This window comes from Ruegeria sp. CF2 (genome assembly GCF_056537385.1).
Genome location: NZ_JBQFRL010000001.1, coordinates 1,062,449 through 1,074,679 on the forward strand (window position 1 = coordinate 1,062,449; position 12,231 = coordinate 1,074,679).

Genomic DNA, 12,231 nt, shown 5'->3' on the forward strand with positions numbered 1-12,231 from the left:
CCGGAGACCCGTGATGAAATCACGTCGCCAAGTCGCTCGGGACATTTCCTACGCCCATTCTGCAGAAACGCGGGGTGGGCGCATGGTTATCAAGCTGATGGAGAACACGACCGGTCGGCTGCGCCTGATCCGGCGCGCGGATGGTTACGAGCGCGAGGTCGCCAATGGCCGCGATTTCTGGTCGGTCATGGTCGAACGTTACGGGCTGAGCCTGAACGTGGTGGGCGGGGCGCTGTCGAACATCCCCAAGGACGGCCCGCTGATCCTGATCGCCAACCACCCCTACGGGATTCTGGATGGATTGATGATGGGTCATGTGCTGTCCCAGACCCGCGGAGATTTCCGGATTCTGGCCAATCATGTGTTCCACAAGGCCGAGGATCTGAACCGTATCATCCTGCCGATCTCTTTCGATCAGACCAAAGAGGCGATGCGGTTGAACCTGCAGACCCGAAAAACCGCCCTGGATTATCTGGGGCAGGGTGGGGCAATCGGGATTTTTCCCGGCGGCACGGTCAGCACGGCGGCCCGACCGTTCGCGCACCCGATGGACCCGGGCTGGCGAGGATTCACCGCTCGGATGGTAGCCAAGTCAAACGCCACCGTGGTGCCTTTGTTCTTTGATGGTCACACCTCGCGCCTGTTTCAGATCGCCAGCCATCTGCATGTGACGCTGCGCATGGGTTTGCTGATCAAAGAGTTCAAAAAGCGCGTCGATACCCCGGTTGATGTGGTCGTGGGGCAGCCCATCGGCCGCGACGTTCTGGACCCATTGGCCGGCGATACGCGCAAGATGATGGATTTCTTGCGCAAAGCCACGTATGAGCTGTCTCCGAAGCCGCTGAAGTCGTATGACTATGGCTATGAATTCGAGGAACGGCATCGCGCCTGAAGGGGCAAATGGCAGTAGGCATCTTTGATTCCGGATTGGGCGGGCTGACCGTCCTGAACGCCGCGCAGACACGTCTGCCGGAGGTGGATTTCCTGTATTACGCGGACAGCGCGCACGCGCCTTATGGCGTGCGCGACGCCGAGGATATCTACAACCTGACCCGAAACGCGGTGCAGGACTTGTGGTCGCGCGGCTGCGATCTGGTGATTCTGGCCTGCAACACAGCCAGCGCCGCGGCGCTGCGCCGGATGCAGGAAGAGGGCGTGCCCCAGGGCAAGCGCGTTCTGGGTGTGTTCGTCCCGCTGATCGAGGCGCTGACCGAGCGCCAGTGGGGCGACAACAGCCCCCCGCGCGAAGTGGCGGTCAAGCATGTGGCTCTGTTTGCCACGCCGGCAACCGTGGCAAGCCGCGCGTTTCAGCGTGAACTGGCGTTCCGCGCCATCGGCGTCGATGTTGAGGCGCAGGCCTGCGGTGGCGTGGTCGATGCCATCGAGGACGGTGACATGATCCTGGCCGAAGCCCTTGTGCGGAGCCATGTGGACGCGTTGAAGCGCAAGATGCCGCAACCGCAGGCTGCGATCTTGGGCTGCACCCATTACCCCTTGATGGCCGAAGCCTTTCAGGCGGCGTTGGGACCGGACGTGCAAGTGTTCAGCCAGGGCGACCTGGTGGCCGAAAGCCTTGCGGATTATCTCCAGCGGCATCCGGATATGCCGGGTGGGGGTGAGGCGGGTTACCTGACCACAGGCAATCCGCAGAAGGTCAGTGACCGGGCAACGCAATTTCTCCGACGACAGATCACCTTCAAGGCCGCCTGACTTAGGTCAAGGACCGGCCCCTGTCATGAATTTATTCGGTACCTGTCATGTCGGCGGGTGCCAGACGTGTCACATAAATCTACGAGGTCTAACATGACCCACAAAATCGCAATCCTGGGCGCTTCGGGCTATACCGGTGCCGAACTGGTGCGGCTGATCGCCGAGCACCCGAACATGGAAATCACCGCCCTGGCGGCCGAGCGCAAGGCCGGGCAGACCATGGCAGAAGTGTTTCCGCATCTGCGCCATCTGGATTTGCCGCGTCTGTGCAAGATTGAGCAGATTGACTTTGGCCAGATCGACCTGTGCTTTTGCGCGCTGCCGCACAAGACCAGCCAGGAGGTCATCCGGGATTTGCCCTCCGACCTCAAAATCGTTGATTTGTCGGCGGATTTCCGGCTGGCCGACCCCGATGAATACGAGAAATGGTACGGCAATCCGCATGCCGCACTCACGCATCAGGATGAGGCTGTCTACGGACTGACCGAGTTCTACCGTGAGGACATCCGCGCTGCGCGACTGGTGGCTGGCACCGGGTGCAATGCTGCCACGGGGCAGTATGTGCTGCGGCCGTTGATCGCGGCCGGTGTTATCGACCTGGATGACATCATTCTTGATCTGAAATGCGCTGTCTCCGGGGCGGGGCGCGCGCTGAAAGAGAACCTTCTGCACGCCGAACTGAGCGAGGGCACCAACGCCTATGCCGTCGGCGGTACCCACCGGCATCTGGGCGAGTTCGATCAGGAGTTCTCGAGACTGGCGGGCCGCGCGGTTCACATCCAGTTTACGCCGCACCTGATCCCCGCGAACCGGGGCATTCTGGCGACCTCGTATGTGAAGGGTGATCCGCAGAGCGTTTATGAAACGCTGTGTGCAGCCTATGCAGACGAGCCTTTCATTCAGATGCTGCCCTTTGGCGACACACCTTCGACCCACCATGTGCGCGGATCGAACTTCTGCCATATCGGCGTCGTTGCTGACAGGATCGAACGGCGAGCCATCGTGATTGCGGCGCTGGATAACCTGACAAAAGGTAGCAGTGGGCAGGCCTTGCAGAACGCAAACCTGATGTTAGGTGAACCCGAAACGACGGGGCTTATGATGGCCCCACTGTTCCCATGAGGCCGAGATGAAGACGCTGAAGAAACGTCGTCGTGTACAGATCATTCTGTTGGCTTTTGTGGCTTTGGCCCTGGCGACGGGCTTGATCGGCTATGCCATGCGAGACGGGATCAACTATTTCCGCTCGCCCAGCCAGGTGATCGCCGAACCGCCGGCACCGAATGAGGTGTTTCGCATCGGTGGCTTGGTCGAAGAAGGCTCGATCGTACGTGGGCAGGGTGAAACCGTACGGTTCACCGTTACCGACGGGGGTGAGAGCGTGAAGGTGGCCTTCACCGGTGTCTTGCCTGATCTGTTTTCCGAGGGTCAGGGGATGGTCGGCACCGGAAGCTACGTTGATGGTGTGTTCCAAGCCACTGAAATTCTGGCAAAACACGACGAGACCTATATGCCGAAAGAGGTCATCGATGCCTTGAAGGAGCAGGGCGTCTACGAAGAGCCGGCAGACAGCTGAAACAGGACAGCCTTCGGTAGGTTGCCTGAATGAGTGTTCAAGGGCGTTGCGCGATCTGGTCGTGCAGCGCCCTTCTTCGTTTCATGGATTTAAGGATTTCACCGGACCGTGGGCCGCATAGGAACACAGAGGTGCAGCATGCAGTCGGTTCAGCAGATTGCCAACGAGATCGTAACCCGTGAGGGCGGCTTCGTCGATGATCCGGATGACCCGGGAGGGGCCACGAAATACGGTGTCACAATCCACACGATGCGACGGTTGGGCCTTGACCTGACGCGTGACGGGACTGTCGATCGCCGCGATGTGATGGCGCTTGACCGGGAACAGGCTGTCGCGATTTTCATCACGCATTACTTTCAAAAGCCCGGTCTGGCACGGGTGCCCGACGCGCTGCAGCCGACGCTGTTCGATATGTACGTGAATGCGGGCGGACAGGCGGTGCGCATCCTGCAGCGTCTTTTGGTGCAGATGGGATTTTCGCTCGCCGTGGATGGCGTTTTGGGGCCGCGAACGGCTGGGGCGTGCGATCAGGCCGCAAATCCCGATCCGGTGGTGTTGCGCGACGCGTATGGGGTGGCACGAAGGAACTACTATTTCCGGCTGGCTGACCGACGTCCGGCCTTGCGCAAATACGTGCGCAGCCGCAACGGTGGGAAAGGGGGGTGGATCCGCCGGGCCGAGGAGTTTTTATCTCCGCCCTATCACCTGAGCATGGCCGAGTTTCAGCAAAGGATAGCCGCATGGGACTGATCGCAGGTGTTTTTGATCTTCTGTTCGGGGGTGGGCGCAACGTGGTGCGCGAAACTGCCGAGGTTTTCCGCGAGAACTCGGAGGCCGGTGCGGAACGCGCTGTTTCGCTGCGCGGACAGGCGATGAACCAGTTCGGCGCGGAATTCGAAGCTCCCCGCAAAGGCGGGTTTGACCGTTTCATGGACGGTTTGAATCGGTTGCCAAGGCCTGCATTGGCGCTGGGGACATTGGGTCTGTTCGTGGCCGCGATGGTCGATCCATTGTGGTTTGCGGCGCGGATGCAGGGAATTGCGCTGGTGCCCGAGCCGTTATGGTGGCTACTGGGCGTCATCGTGTCGTTCTATTTCGGAGCGCGGCATCAGGCAAAGGTTCAAGACCTTCAGCGTGATATCTCAGTTACGATGATGCGGGCGCCACAGGTCATGGCCAACTTGCAAGCTCTTCACGAGATGCGGGCGGAAAGTCCGGGGGCTGCCAATCCGGGGCCGGATGCCGAACTGACGGCCCAGGTGATCATCCCCGATCACAACCCGGCGCTTGAGGACTGGCGGCGTCTGCAGCGCGCCTGACCCGCGACACTATGTGCGCCTGATTGCGGCGAAAGTGATTGGCGCTTGCCCGGGCGCGGGATTATACCCGAGCCCATGATTACCGAGCTTGGACATTTCGCCCTTATCCTGGCCTTCATGGTGGCCATAGTTCAGACAGTCGTGCCATTGATCGGCGCCGCAAAACGCTGGCCGTCATGGATGCTGTTCTCGGAGCCCGCGGCTATTGCTCAATGTCTTCTGACAGGATTTGCCTTCGCTGCGCTGGTGTGGGCCTTTGCGACCTCGGATTTCTCGCTGCGTATCGTGGTGGAAAACAGCCACTCCCTGAAGCCGATGCTGTATAAGATCAGCGGAACCTGGGGAAACCACGAAGGCTCGATGCTGTTGTGGGTGCTGATCGTGGCGCTTTTTGGCGCAACGGCCGCGCTTTTCGGCCAGGGTTTGCCACCCACGCTAAAGGCCCGTGTCTTAGCGATGCAGGCCGCAATCGGGGTCGCGTTCTACGCCTTCATACTTTTTACGTCGAACCCGTTTGACCGGCTTCCCGTTGCGCCCTTTGACGGCCGCGATCTGAACCCCTTGCTGCAGGACCCCGGCTTGGCTTTCCATCCGCCGTTTCTGTACCTTGGATATGTGGGCCTGAGCATGGCATTCAGCTTTGCCGTTGCTGCCCTAATTGAGGGACGGGTGGACGCGGCGTGGGGTCGTTGGGTTCGACCGTGGACCCTGGCAGCGTGGATATTCCTGACCATCGGCATCGCTTTGGGGTCTTGGTGGGCCTATTACGAATTGGGTTGGGGCGGATTCTGGTTCTGGGATCCTGTGGAAAACGCGTCTTTCATGCCTTGGCTTCTGGCTGCCGCCCTGTTGCACTCGGCCATCGTGGTCGAAAAGCGCGAAGCCTTGAAAAGCTGGACCATTCTGTTGGCGATCATTGCTTTTGGCTTCTCGCTGATCGGAACGTTCATCGTGCGCTCGGGCCTTCTGACGTCGGTTCACGCCTTCGCAAACGACCCTGAGCGTGGTGTGTTCATCCTGTTCATTCTGGTGGCGTTCATCGGCGGAGCGCTGATCTTGTTCGCCGCCAGGGCGCAGGCGATGGAGGCCAAGGGGCTCTTTGGAATGGTCAGCCGTGAAAGCGCATTGGTGCTGAACAATATCCTGTTGGCTGTCAGCAGTTTTGTCGTCTTCTTTGGGACCCTGTGGCCGATGGTGGCCGAGATGATGTTCGACCGAAAGCTCTCGGTCGGGGCACCGTTCTTCAATGCGGCCTTTACGCCGTTCATGGTGGTGTTGGGCATCGCATTGCCGCTTGGCTCGATGCTGCCGTGGAAGCGCGGCAGGCTGGGCCGCGTCGCATGGCAGCTGCGCTATGCGTTTGTTCTGGCCGTTTCGCTGGCCATACTGGTTTGGGTGCTGCAGACGGGCCGCAGCGCGCTTGGCCCGGTTGGTTTGTTCCTTGGCGCATGGATCACCTTCGGCGCCGCGGTCGATCTGTGGAGCCGTACAGGCCGCACCGGCGGCTTCCGGCGTCTGATGCGTCTGCCGGGTGCGGATTGGGGCAAGGCGATCGCCCATACCGGTCTGGGGGTCACGATCTTTGCGATTGCCGGCCTGACCGCCTGGGAGGTCGAGGACATCCGTGTTGCACGTATCGGCGAGACCTTCGACGTGGGCGGTTTCTCGTTCACTCTGGACGGTGTGCGCGAGGTTGAGGGGCCGAACTATTTCTCCACCATGGCCGATGTGCAGGTTCAAAAAGATGGTCGAGAGATAGCTACGTTGAACCCGGAAAAACGGACCTATCCGGTGGCCGCCATGCCCACGACCGAAGCCGCGATTGACTACCGCTTTCTGCGTGATGTCTACGTGGTCATCGGGGATCAGCAGGACGATGGCGGCTGGGTCATGCGTACCTACATAAAACCTCTTGCGAATTGGATTTGGGGAGGCTGCATTCTGATGGCTCTGGGCGGATTGTTCAGCTTGTCCGACCGCCGCTTCCGGGTGGCCGCAGGCGCGCGCAAGGCTCCGGCAGGCGGGGTGCCAGCAGAATGAAACGTCTGATCGTTTTGCTGTTGTTGCTGGCATCGCCGCTGATGGCGGTCCAGCCGGATGAGGTGCTGGACGATCCGGCGCTTGAAGCCCGAGCACGAGACATCAGTACGGGCCTGCGTTGTCTGGTTTGTCGAAACGAAAGCATCGACGAAAGCAACGCGGAACTGGCCCGTGACCTGCGCATTTTGCTGCGCGAACGGCTTGTCGCGGGCGACACCGATGAGGAAGCGGTTGCTTATATCGTCGACCGCTACGGAGAATACGTGTTGCTCAAACCCACGACCACGGGGGCGAACCTGCTGTTGTGGCTGGCAGGGCCGGCCATGCTGTTGATTGCGGCGGGTCTGGGGTGGAACTTCCTGCGCGGTCGTGCGCGGGTTGAGGAGACCTCCGCCGTAGACGGATTGAATGACGACGAGAAAGAGCGCCTGCGCCGGATTCTTGAAGACTGACGTGCGGTTTGCCTTTCCCTTGCGCCGCATTTGCGTCAGGGTTCGGGAAATTCTGCGCATGTGAGGACTTCATGGAATACGAAACGGTGCTTTTGGACATCACGGACGGTCTGGCTGTGGTCACGCTGAACCGGCCGGACAAGATGAACGCGCTTACGACGAAAATGCGCGCCGAGATTACCCATGCGATGAAAAAAGCCGCTCATGACGCGCGCGCAATCGTCCTGACGGGCGCGGGTCCGGCGTTTTGCTCCGGCCAGGATCTGGGCGATGCGTCCAGCACCGGCAAGATCGATCTGGAACGCGCGCTGCGCGACGAATATGAACCGATGCTGGAAGCTGTTCATGATTGTCCGGTGCCGACAATCGCGGCCGTGAACGGTCCCGCGGCGGGGGCAGGGGCCAACCTGGCGCTGTGTGCCGATGTGGTCATTGCGACCGAAAGCGCCTATTTCCTGCAAGCCTTTGCCCGGATCGGTCTTTTGCCGGACGCCGGCGGAACTTGGTTCATGCCGCGCCAGATGGGTCTGGCCAAAGCCATGGGTGCGGCCCTGTTCGCCGACAAGATTTCTGCGCGTCAGGCCGACCAATGGGGCATGATCTACGAGGCGGTTGCCGACGATGAATTCGCCGCGCATTGGCGCAAGCGCGCCGAGTACCTGGCCAAAGGGCCGACTGCGGGCTTTGCCGCGATCAAAAAGGCGATGAGAGGCACATACGAAAACACCTTGCCGCAACAACTGGCGACCGAGGCGCACCTGCAGGGAGAATGTGGGCGCACCCGCGACTTCGCCGAAGGCGTGGTGGCATTTTTGGAAAAACGCGCCCCCCGGTTCGAGGGGCGCTGACCATCAGGCCCGGCGGCGCCGGCGCGCGCGCCGTTCGGGCATCGCCTCGTCCCCGGTTCCGTCACTGACCGACGAGAAAGGCCCAAGGACCGCAGTAATTTGCTCGAGCGACGGACGGGCGCCACGGGGTTCAGTGTCCAGTGCCTTGCGCATCTCACGCAGGTGCGCTGGCATCGTTCCGCAGCAACCACCGATGATGGTCGCACCTGAATCCCGCGCCATGGCGGCGTAACGGCCCATCAGTTCGGGTGTGCCGTCATAGTGGATGTGGCCATCGACATATTTGGGAATACCCGCATTGCCCTTGGAGATCAGGGGGCGTTCGGTTCCCTGAGCCACAAAACCAAGAACCGTGCGCAGGATATCAGACGCGCCGGTGCCGCAGTTGGCGCCAAAGGCGATCGGCGGGTTGGGCAGGGTTTCGACCAGTTGCGCCAGATCGGCCGAGGTCACGCCCATCATGGTGCGCCCGGCGGTGTCAAAACTCATGGTACCGCACCAAGGCATGTCGGCCAGCGCAAAAGCCTCGGCCGCGGCGCGGAATTCCTCCGGCGCGCTGATCGTTTCTACCCACAGCACGTCGACTCCGCCGGCTTTCAGCGCCTCGGCCTGTTCGTGGAACATCTCGACCGCCTCGGCATGGGTCAGGCTGCCCACTGGTTCCAGGATTTCCCCGGTCGGGCCGACCGATCCTGCAACCACCACCGGGCGTCCGGCGGCATCCGCCACCTCGCGCGCCAGTTCGGCGCCGATGCGGTTCAACTCGGCCACGCGGGTGTGGGCGTCGTGCAGCTTCAGACGTGCAGCCGTTCCGCCGAATGTATTGGTCAGGAACAGGTCACTGCCCGCATTCACCGACCCCTGATAAAGAGCGCGGATCTTGTCGGGTTGGTCGGTGTTCCACAGCTCGGGCGCGTCACCCGATTGTAGCCCCATGTTGAACAGGTTCGTTCCGGTGGCGCCATCGGCAAGAATGGCGTCCTTCGTTTCCAGCAATCTGGTCAGCGCGTTGGTCATTGGAGATGTCCGGAGTTGTGGCCCCAAAGGCCAAAAATTTAGACGCCCCGTGTCGCATGACCGGGACGTCAAATCAAATTCATAATACTCATGAAGATCATGAGGTAGGCGGCATGCCTCAGTTGGTTTCGCTCATCACCTGAGCTTTGGCCTCGGGCAGCAGTTCCGCCATCTTGGCGCGGATTTCCTCGGGGCTGGACAGATCGCCCAGATCGGCGGCGACTTTGCGCACCACGTCCTCGTGGCCGGCCTCTTCGAAATCGGCGATCACGACGGATTTGGCATATTCGGCGGCCTCGTCCCCGCTTTTGCCCATTTTTTCCGCAGCCCACAGGCCCAGCAGCTTGTTGCAACGGGCTTGCGCCTTGAACTGCATTTCTTCGTCATGGGCGAATTTTGCTTCAAAGGCGTTTTCGCGTTCGTCGAACGTGGTCATGGGTGTTGGGCCTCTTCAAGTAAAAGTGTGTTTCCTGATGATATGACCATACGCGCAGCCGGGTGCAAGGTATTTGCGCTGCGTCAAAGCCTCTCGGATGCATGAACTTGCGGGAAAGGGGGGCTTGCACTATGAGAGCGCCAACGCGATGGGACTCATTCCCTCGCCCCAGCCTGGAAAGGTCGCACATGGCGCGTCGCAAGAAGATTTACGAAGGCAAGGCCAAGATCCTGTACGAAGGCCCGGAACCGGGCACGATCGTGCAGTATTTCAAAGATGACGCCACCGCGTTCAACGCGGAAAAGAAAGACGTGATCGACGGCAAGGGTGTTCTGAACAACCGCCTGAGCGAATTCTTCATGACCGGTCTGAACCAGATCGGCGTGCCGACCCATTTCATCCGCCGCCTGAACATGCGCGAACAGCTGGTTCGCAGCTGCGAGATCATCCCGCTGGAGGTGATCGTCCGCAACTATGCCGCCGGGTCGCTGTCGAAACGGCTGGGCATTGCCGAGGGCACGCAACTGCCGCGCCCGATCGTGGAATACTGCTACAAGGACGACTCGCTGGGTGATCCACTGGTGACCGAAGAGCACATCGCCGCGTTCGGCTGGGCCAACCAGCAGGACATGGACGACATCCTCAGCCTGGCGCTGCGGGTGAACGACTTCATGAGCGGCGTGATGCTGGCTGTGGGTATCCGTCTGGTCGACTTCAAGATCGAAATCGGTCGTGTCTACGAGGGTGACTTCCAGCGCCTGATCGTCGCTGATGAGATCAGCCCAGACAGCTGCCGCCTTTGGGACATCGAGACAGGACAAAAGCTGGACAAGGACGTGTTCCGCCGCGATCTGGGCAGCCTGACCGACGCCTATTCCGAGGTCGCCCGTCGCCTGGGCGTTCTGCCGAAAAGCAACGTGAGCAAGCCCACCCTGATCAACTGATCGCGCCGACTGGCAGCGCCTAACAAGGATGCGCTGCTCCTGTTCGGGGGCGGCGCATTTTTCATTGCGGGTTTGACAGGTCAGGCCCCTGTCACGCATCTTCGGGTTGACCGACCAACCCGGTCCGCTAACCAAGGTGGCACACTGAATGAGCGCGTTGTTCGATCAAGCGGTTTTCCTGAAATTTCTGGCGGCCGTTCTGGCCATATTCAACCCGCTCTACAACATCCCGATTTTCCTGAGCATGACACGCGACTGCACACCTGCCGAACGGCGCAGGGTAGCCATGATCGTGATGGCCTCGGTGACGGTGATCGCGCTGATCTCGGTTGCAATCGGCGAAGAGGTGTTGGCTGTCTTCGGGATCGACGTTCCTTCGTTTCGCGTGGCTGGCGGGCTGATTATCTTCGGGATCGGCATGTCGATGCTGAACGCGCAAGATCGGGCGCCGGGCGATCAGGCGGCCGTGGTCGATGGTCACGCGCGCAAGTTGAACTTTGCCGTTGTTCCGCTGGCGATCCCGTTGACAATTGGCCCGGGCACGATTGCCGTGACGATCGTGTTCTCGCATCAACTGTCGGATGGGGCCGAACTTGTGACCCTTGGCTCGGCGATCCTCATCGCCTGTTTCATCGTCGGACTCGGCCTGTTGTTTGCCGACAGCATCTCGCGTCTTGTGGGTGAGACGATGATCAACGTGCTGACCCGGATCATGGCAATCCTGCTGGTTGCCGTGGCCGTCGAGATGGTTCTGACCGGCATCTTCAACGCGGTTGATGCACATTATCCCAGCCTGACCGGCAGCGCAGGCAATTGATTTCCTCAAGATGAACCGCCTGCGGTCATTCGACCGCATCACAAAGGCTTGTTCTGCGCGGTCAGTCGCGCTATCCCCCGCGCAACGGAACAGGCCCCGGCGCGGCGGGCCACAGGTGGAGTTGCGACGATGAAGGCACGGGTGCACGTAATGCTCAAGAACGGGGTTCTGGACCCTCAAGGCGAGGCTGTGCGCCACGCATTGGGCGCACTGGGGTTCGACAAGGTGCAGGGCGTGCGGCAGGGCAAGGTGATTGACCTGGAACTGGCCGATGGCGCAACGGAGGCCGATGTGGCCGAAATGTGCGAGAAGCTGTTGGCCAACACGGTCATCGAGCGTTACGAGATCGAACTGGTCTGAGTTCTCTGACCGTCATCCCCAAGGAGGGTTTCCCATGCGCGCAGCGGTTGTCGTTTTTCCGGGGTCTAACTGTGACCGGGATCTTGCCGTCGCCTTTGAGCAGGCCGGATTTCAGGTCGACATGGTCTGGCACAAGGATGCCCAACTGCCGCAGGGCGTGGATATCGTGGGCGTGCCGGGCGGGTTTTCCTACGGCGATTACCTGCGCTGCGGTGCGATTGCTGCGCAGTCTCCGATTTGCAAGGCAGTGGTCGAGCACACCGAACGAGGCGGCTATGCCATCGGCATCTGCAACGGGTTCCAGATCCTGACCGAGACCGGCATCCTGCCGGGCGCGCTGCTGCGCAATGCCGGCCTGAAATACATCTGTCGAACCGTCGGGCTGAAAGTTGCGACCAGCGACAGCGCCTTTACTCAGGGCTACAACGCCGGAGACGTGATTCAGATTCCGATCGCGCATCACGATGGCAACTACTTCGCTGATGACGAAACCATCGCCCGCCTGCAGGACGAGGATCGGATCGCCTTCAGCTACACCGACAACCCCAACGGCTCGCGCGGGGATATTGCCGGGATCCTGTCGCACAACCGGCGCGTGCTGGGCATGATGCCCCACCCCGAGCGGGCGGCGGACGAGGCCCATGGCGGCACCGACGGAGTGGCGCTCTTCCGCGCATTGTCGGGTGTGCTGACACCTGCGTGACTTGAGGTC

Annotated in this window: 15 protein-coding genes; 13 read left to right on the forward strand and 2 right to left on the reverse strand. The window is 60.8% G+C overall.

Features of this window, described 5'->3' with window-relative positions:
* Positions 1–13 precede the first annotated feature (13 nt).
* The 9 genes from ACR0IR_RS05175 (at position 14) to ACR0IR_RS05215 (ending at position 7,945) form a co-directional block, all read left to right on the forward strand.
* Entirely contained in the window at positions 14–892 is an 879-nt protein-coding gene (locus ACR0IR_RS05175; RefSeq protein ID WP_170338757.1) for a lysophospholipid acyltransferase family protein, read from the forward strand.
* Positions 893–900: 8 nt separating this feature from the next.
* Positions 901–1,710, forward strand: coding sequence for a glutamate racemase (locus ACR0IR_RS05180; protein WP_170363535.1), 810 nt, complete (start codon positions 901–903; stop codon positions 1,708–1,710).
* Positions 1,711–1,803: 93 nt separating this feature from the next.
* Positions 1,804–2,832: an N-acetyl-gamma-glutamyl-phosphate reductase gene (argC, locus tag ACR0IR_RS05185; protein WP_170363534.1), complete on the forward strand. Its 1,029-nt coding sequence runs from the start codon at positions 1,804–1,806 to the stop codon at positions 2,830–2,832.
* 7 nt (positions 2,833–2,839) lie between these two features.
* Positions 2,840–3,286 carry a cytochrome c maturation protein CcmE gene (gene ccmE / locus ACR0IR_RS05190; RefSeq protein ID WP_170338751.1) on the forward strand — a complete coding sequence of 149 codons (447 nt, stop codon included), beginning with the start codon at positions 2,840–2,842 and terminating at the stop codon, positions 3,284–3,286.
* A 138-nt stretch (positions 3,287–3,424) separates the two neighbouring features.
* On the forward strand, positions 3,425–4,036 hold the full coding sequence (locus ACR0IR_RS05195; RefSeq protein ID WP_170363533.1) for a holin-associated N-acetylmuramidase: 612 nt from the start codon (positions 3,425–3,427) through the stop codon (positions 4,034–4,036).
* The gene (locus tag ACR0IR_RS05200) at positions 4,027–4,605 is read left to right on the forward strand and encodes a holin family protein (protein WP_170363532.1); all 579 of its coding nucleotides are present in this window, start codon (positions 4,027–4,029) and stop codon (positions 4,603–4,605) included. Before ACR0IR_RS05195 ends, ACR0IR_RS05200 begins: the two co-directional genes overlap by 10 nt.
* A gap of 75 nt (positions 4,606–4,680) precedes the next feature.
* Positions 4,681–6,645 carry a heme lyase CcmF/NrfE family subunit gene (locus tag ACR0IR_RS05205; protein ID WP_170363531.1) on the forward strand — a complete coding sequence of 655 codons (1,965 nt, stop codon included), beginning with the start codon at positions 4,681–4,683 and terminating at the stop codon, positions 6,643–6,645.
* The gene (locus ACR0IR_RS05210; protein ID WP_170363530.1) at positions 6,642–7,097 is read left to right on the forward strand and encodes a cytochrome c-type biogenesis protein; all 456 of its coding nucleotides are present in this window, start codon (positions 6,642–6,644) and stop codon (positions 7,095–7,097) included. The genes ACR0IR_RS05205 and ACR0IR_RS05210 overlap by 4 nt, the downstream gene beginning before the upstream one ends.
* Positions 7,098–7,168: 71 nt before the next feature.
* Positions 7,169–7,945, forward strand: coding sequence for an enoyl-CoA hydratase-related protein (locus tag ACR0IR_RS05215; protein ID WP_093961976.1), 777 nt, complete (start codon positions 7,169–7,171; stop codon positions 7,943–7,945).
* Positions 7,946–7,948: 3 nt separating this feature from the next.
* Here the strand turns inward: ACR0IR_RS05215 and bmt are convergent, their stop codons facing one another.
* Both bmt and ACR0IR_RS05225 read right to left on the reverse strand, forming a co-directional pair.
* Entirely contained in the window at positions 7,949–8,962 is a 1,014-nt protein-coding gene (gene bmt / locus ACR0IR_RS05220; RefSeq protein ID WP_170363529.1) for a betaine--homocysteine S-methyltransferase, read from the reverse strand.
* A 118-nt stretch (positions 8,963–9,080) separates the two neighbouring features.
* Positions 9,081–9,398 (reverse strand): DUF1476 domain-containing protein, encoded by a 318-nt coding sequence (locus tag ACR0IR_RS05225; protein ID WP_170363528.1) that lies wholly within the window; start codon positions 9,396–9,398, stop codon positions 9,081–9,083.
* A gap of 188 nt (positions 9,399–9,586) precedes the next feature.
* Here ACR0IR_RS05225 and purC point away from each other — a divergent pair, with 188 nt between their 5' ends.
* The 4 genes from purC (at position 9,587) to purQ (ending at position 12,222) form a co-directional block, all read left to right on the forward strand.
* Entirely contained in the window at positions 9,587–10,342 is a 756-nt protein-coding gene (purC, locus tag ACR0IR_RS05230) for a phosphoribosylaminoimidazolesuccinocarboxamide synthase (RefSeq protein ID WP_170363527.1), read from the forward strand.
* 148 nt (positions 10,343–10,490) lie between these two features.
* Complete coding sequence (locus ACR0IR_RS05235) at positions 10,491–11,159, forward strand: MarC family protein (protein ID WP_170363526.1); 669 nt, start codon at positions 10,491–10,493, stop codon at positions 11,157–11,159.
* Positions 11,160–11,288: 129 nt separating this feature from the next.
* Positions 11,289–11,519, forward strand: coding sequence for a phosphoribosylformylglycinamidine synthase subunit PurS (gene purS, locus ACR0IR_RS05240; RefSeq protein WP_093961981.1), 231 nt, complete (start codon positions 11,289–11,291; stop codon positions 11,517–11,519).
* Between the two features lie 34 nt (positions 11,520–11,553).
* Complete coding sequence (purQ, locus tag ACR0IR_RS05245) at positions 11,554–12,222, forward strand: phosphoribosylformylglycinamidine synthase subunit PurQ (protein ID WP_170363525.1); 669 nt, start codon at positions 11,554–11,556, stop codon at positions 12,220–12,222.
* The last annotated feature ends 9 nt before the right edge of the window (positions 12,223–12,231 follow it).

What these genes read in the sequence shown, in the direction of transcription:
- ACR0IR_RS05205 (WP_170363531.1), top strand. Translation starts at nt 4,681, where the DNA reads ATGATTACCGAGCTTGGACATTTCGCCCTTATCCTGGCCTTCATGGTG.
- bmt (WP_170363529.1), bottom strand. Translation starts at nt 8,962, where the DNA reads ATGACCAACGCGCTGACCAGATTGCTGGAAACGAAGGACGCCATTCTT.
- argC (WP_170363534.1), top strand. Translation starts at nt 1,804, where the DNA reads ATGACCCACAAAATCGCAATCCTGGGCGCTTCGGGCTATACCGGTGCC.
- ACR0IR_RS05175 (WP_170338757.1), top strand. Translation starts at nt 14, where the DNA reads ATGAAATCACGTCGCCAAGTCGCTCGGGACATTTCCTACGCCCATTCT.
- ACR0IR_RS05200 (WP_170363532.1), top strand. Translation starts at nt 4,027, where the DNA reads ATGGGACTGATCGCAGGTGTTTTTGATCTTCTGTTCGGGGGTGGGCGC.
- ACR0IR_RS05235 (WP_170363526.1), top strand. Translation starts at nt 10,491, where the DNA reads ATGAGCGCGTTGTTCGATCAAGCGGTTTTCCTGAAATTTCTGGCGGCC.
- ACR0IR_RS05195 (WP_170363533.1), top strand. Translation starts at nt 3,425, where the DNA reads ATGCAGTCGGTTCAGCAGATTGCCAACGAGATCGTAACCCGTGAGGGC.
- ACR0IR_RS05180 (WP_170363535.1), top strand. Translation starts at nt 901, where the DNA reads ATGGCAGTAGGCATCTTTGATTCCGGATTGGGCGGGCTGACCGTCCTG.
- purS (WP_093961981.1), top strand. Translation starts at nt 11,289, where the DNA reads ATGAAGGCACGGGTGCACGTAATGCTCAAGAACGGGGTTCTGGACCCT.
- purQ (WP_170363525.1), top strand. Translation starts at nt 11,554, where the DNA reads ATGCGCGCAGCGGTTGTCGTTTTTCCGGGGTCTAACTGTGACCGGGAT.
- ccmE (WP_170338751.1), top strand. Translation starts at nt 2,840, where the DNA reads ATGAAGACGCTGAAGAAACGTCGTCGTGTACAGATCATTCTGTTGGCT.
- purC (WP_170363527.1), top strand. Translation starts at nt 9,587, where the DNA reads ATGGCGCGTCGCAAGAAGATTTACGAAGGCAAGGCCAAGATCCTGTAC.
- ACR0IR_RS05210 (WP_170363530.1), top strand. Translation starts at nt 6,642, where the DNA reads ATGAAACGTCTGATCGTTTTGCTGTTGTTGCTGGCATCGCCGCTGATG.
- ACR0IR_RS05225 (WP_170363528.1), bottom strand. Translation starts at nt 9,398, where the DNA reads ATGACCACGTTCGACGAACGCGAAAACGCCTTTGAAGCAAAATTCGCC.
- ACR0IR_RS05215 (WP_093961976.1), top strand. Translation starts at nt 7,169, where the DNA reads ATGGAATACGAAACGGTGCTTTTGGACATCACGGACGGTCTGGCTGTG.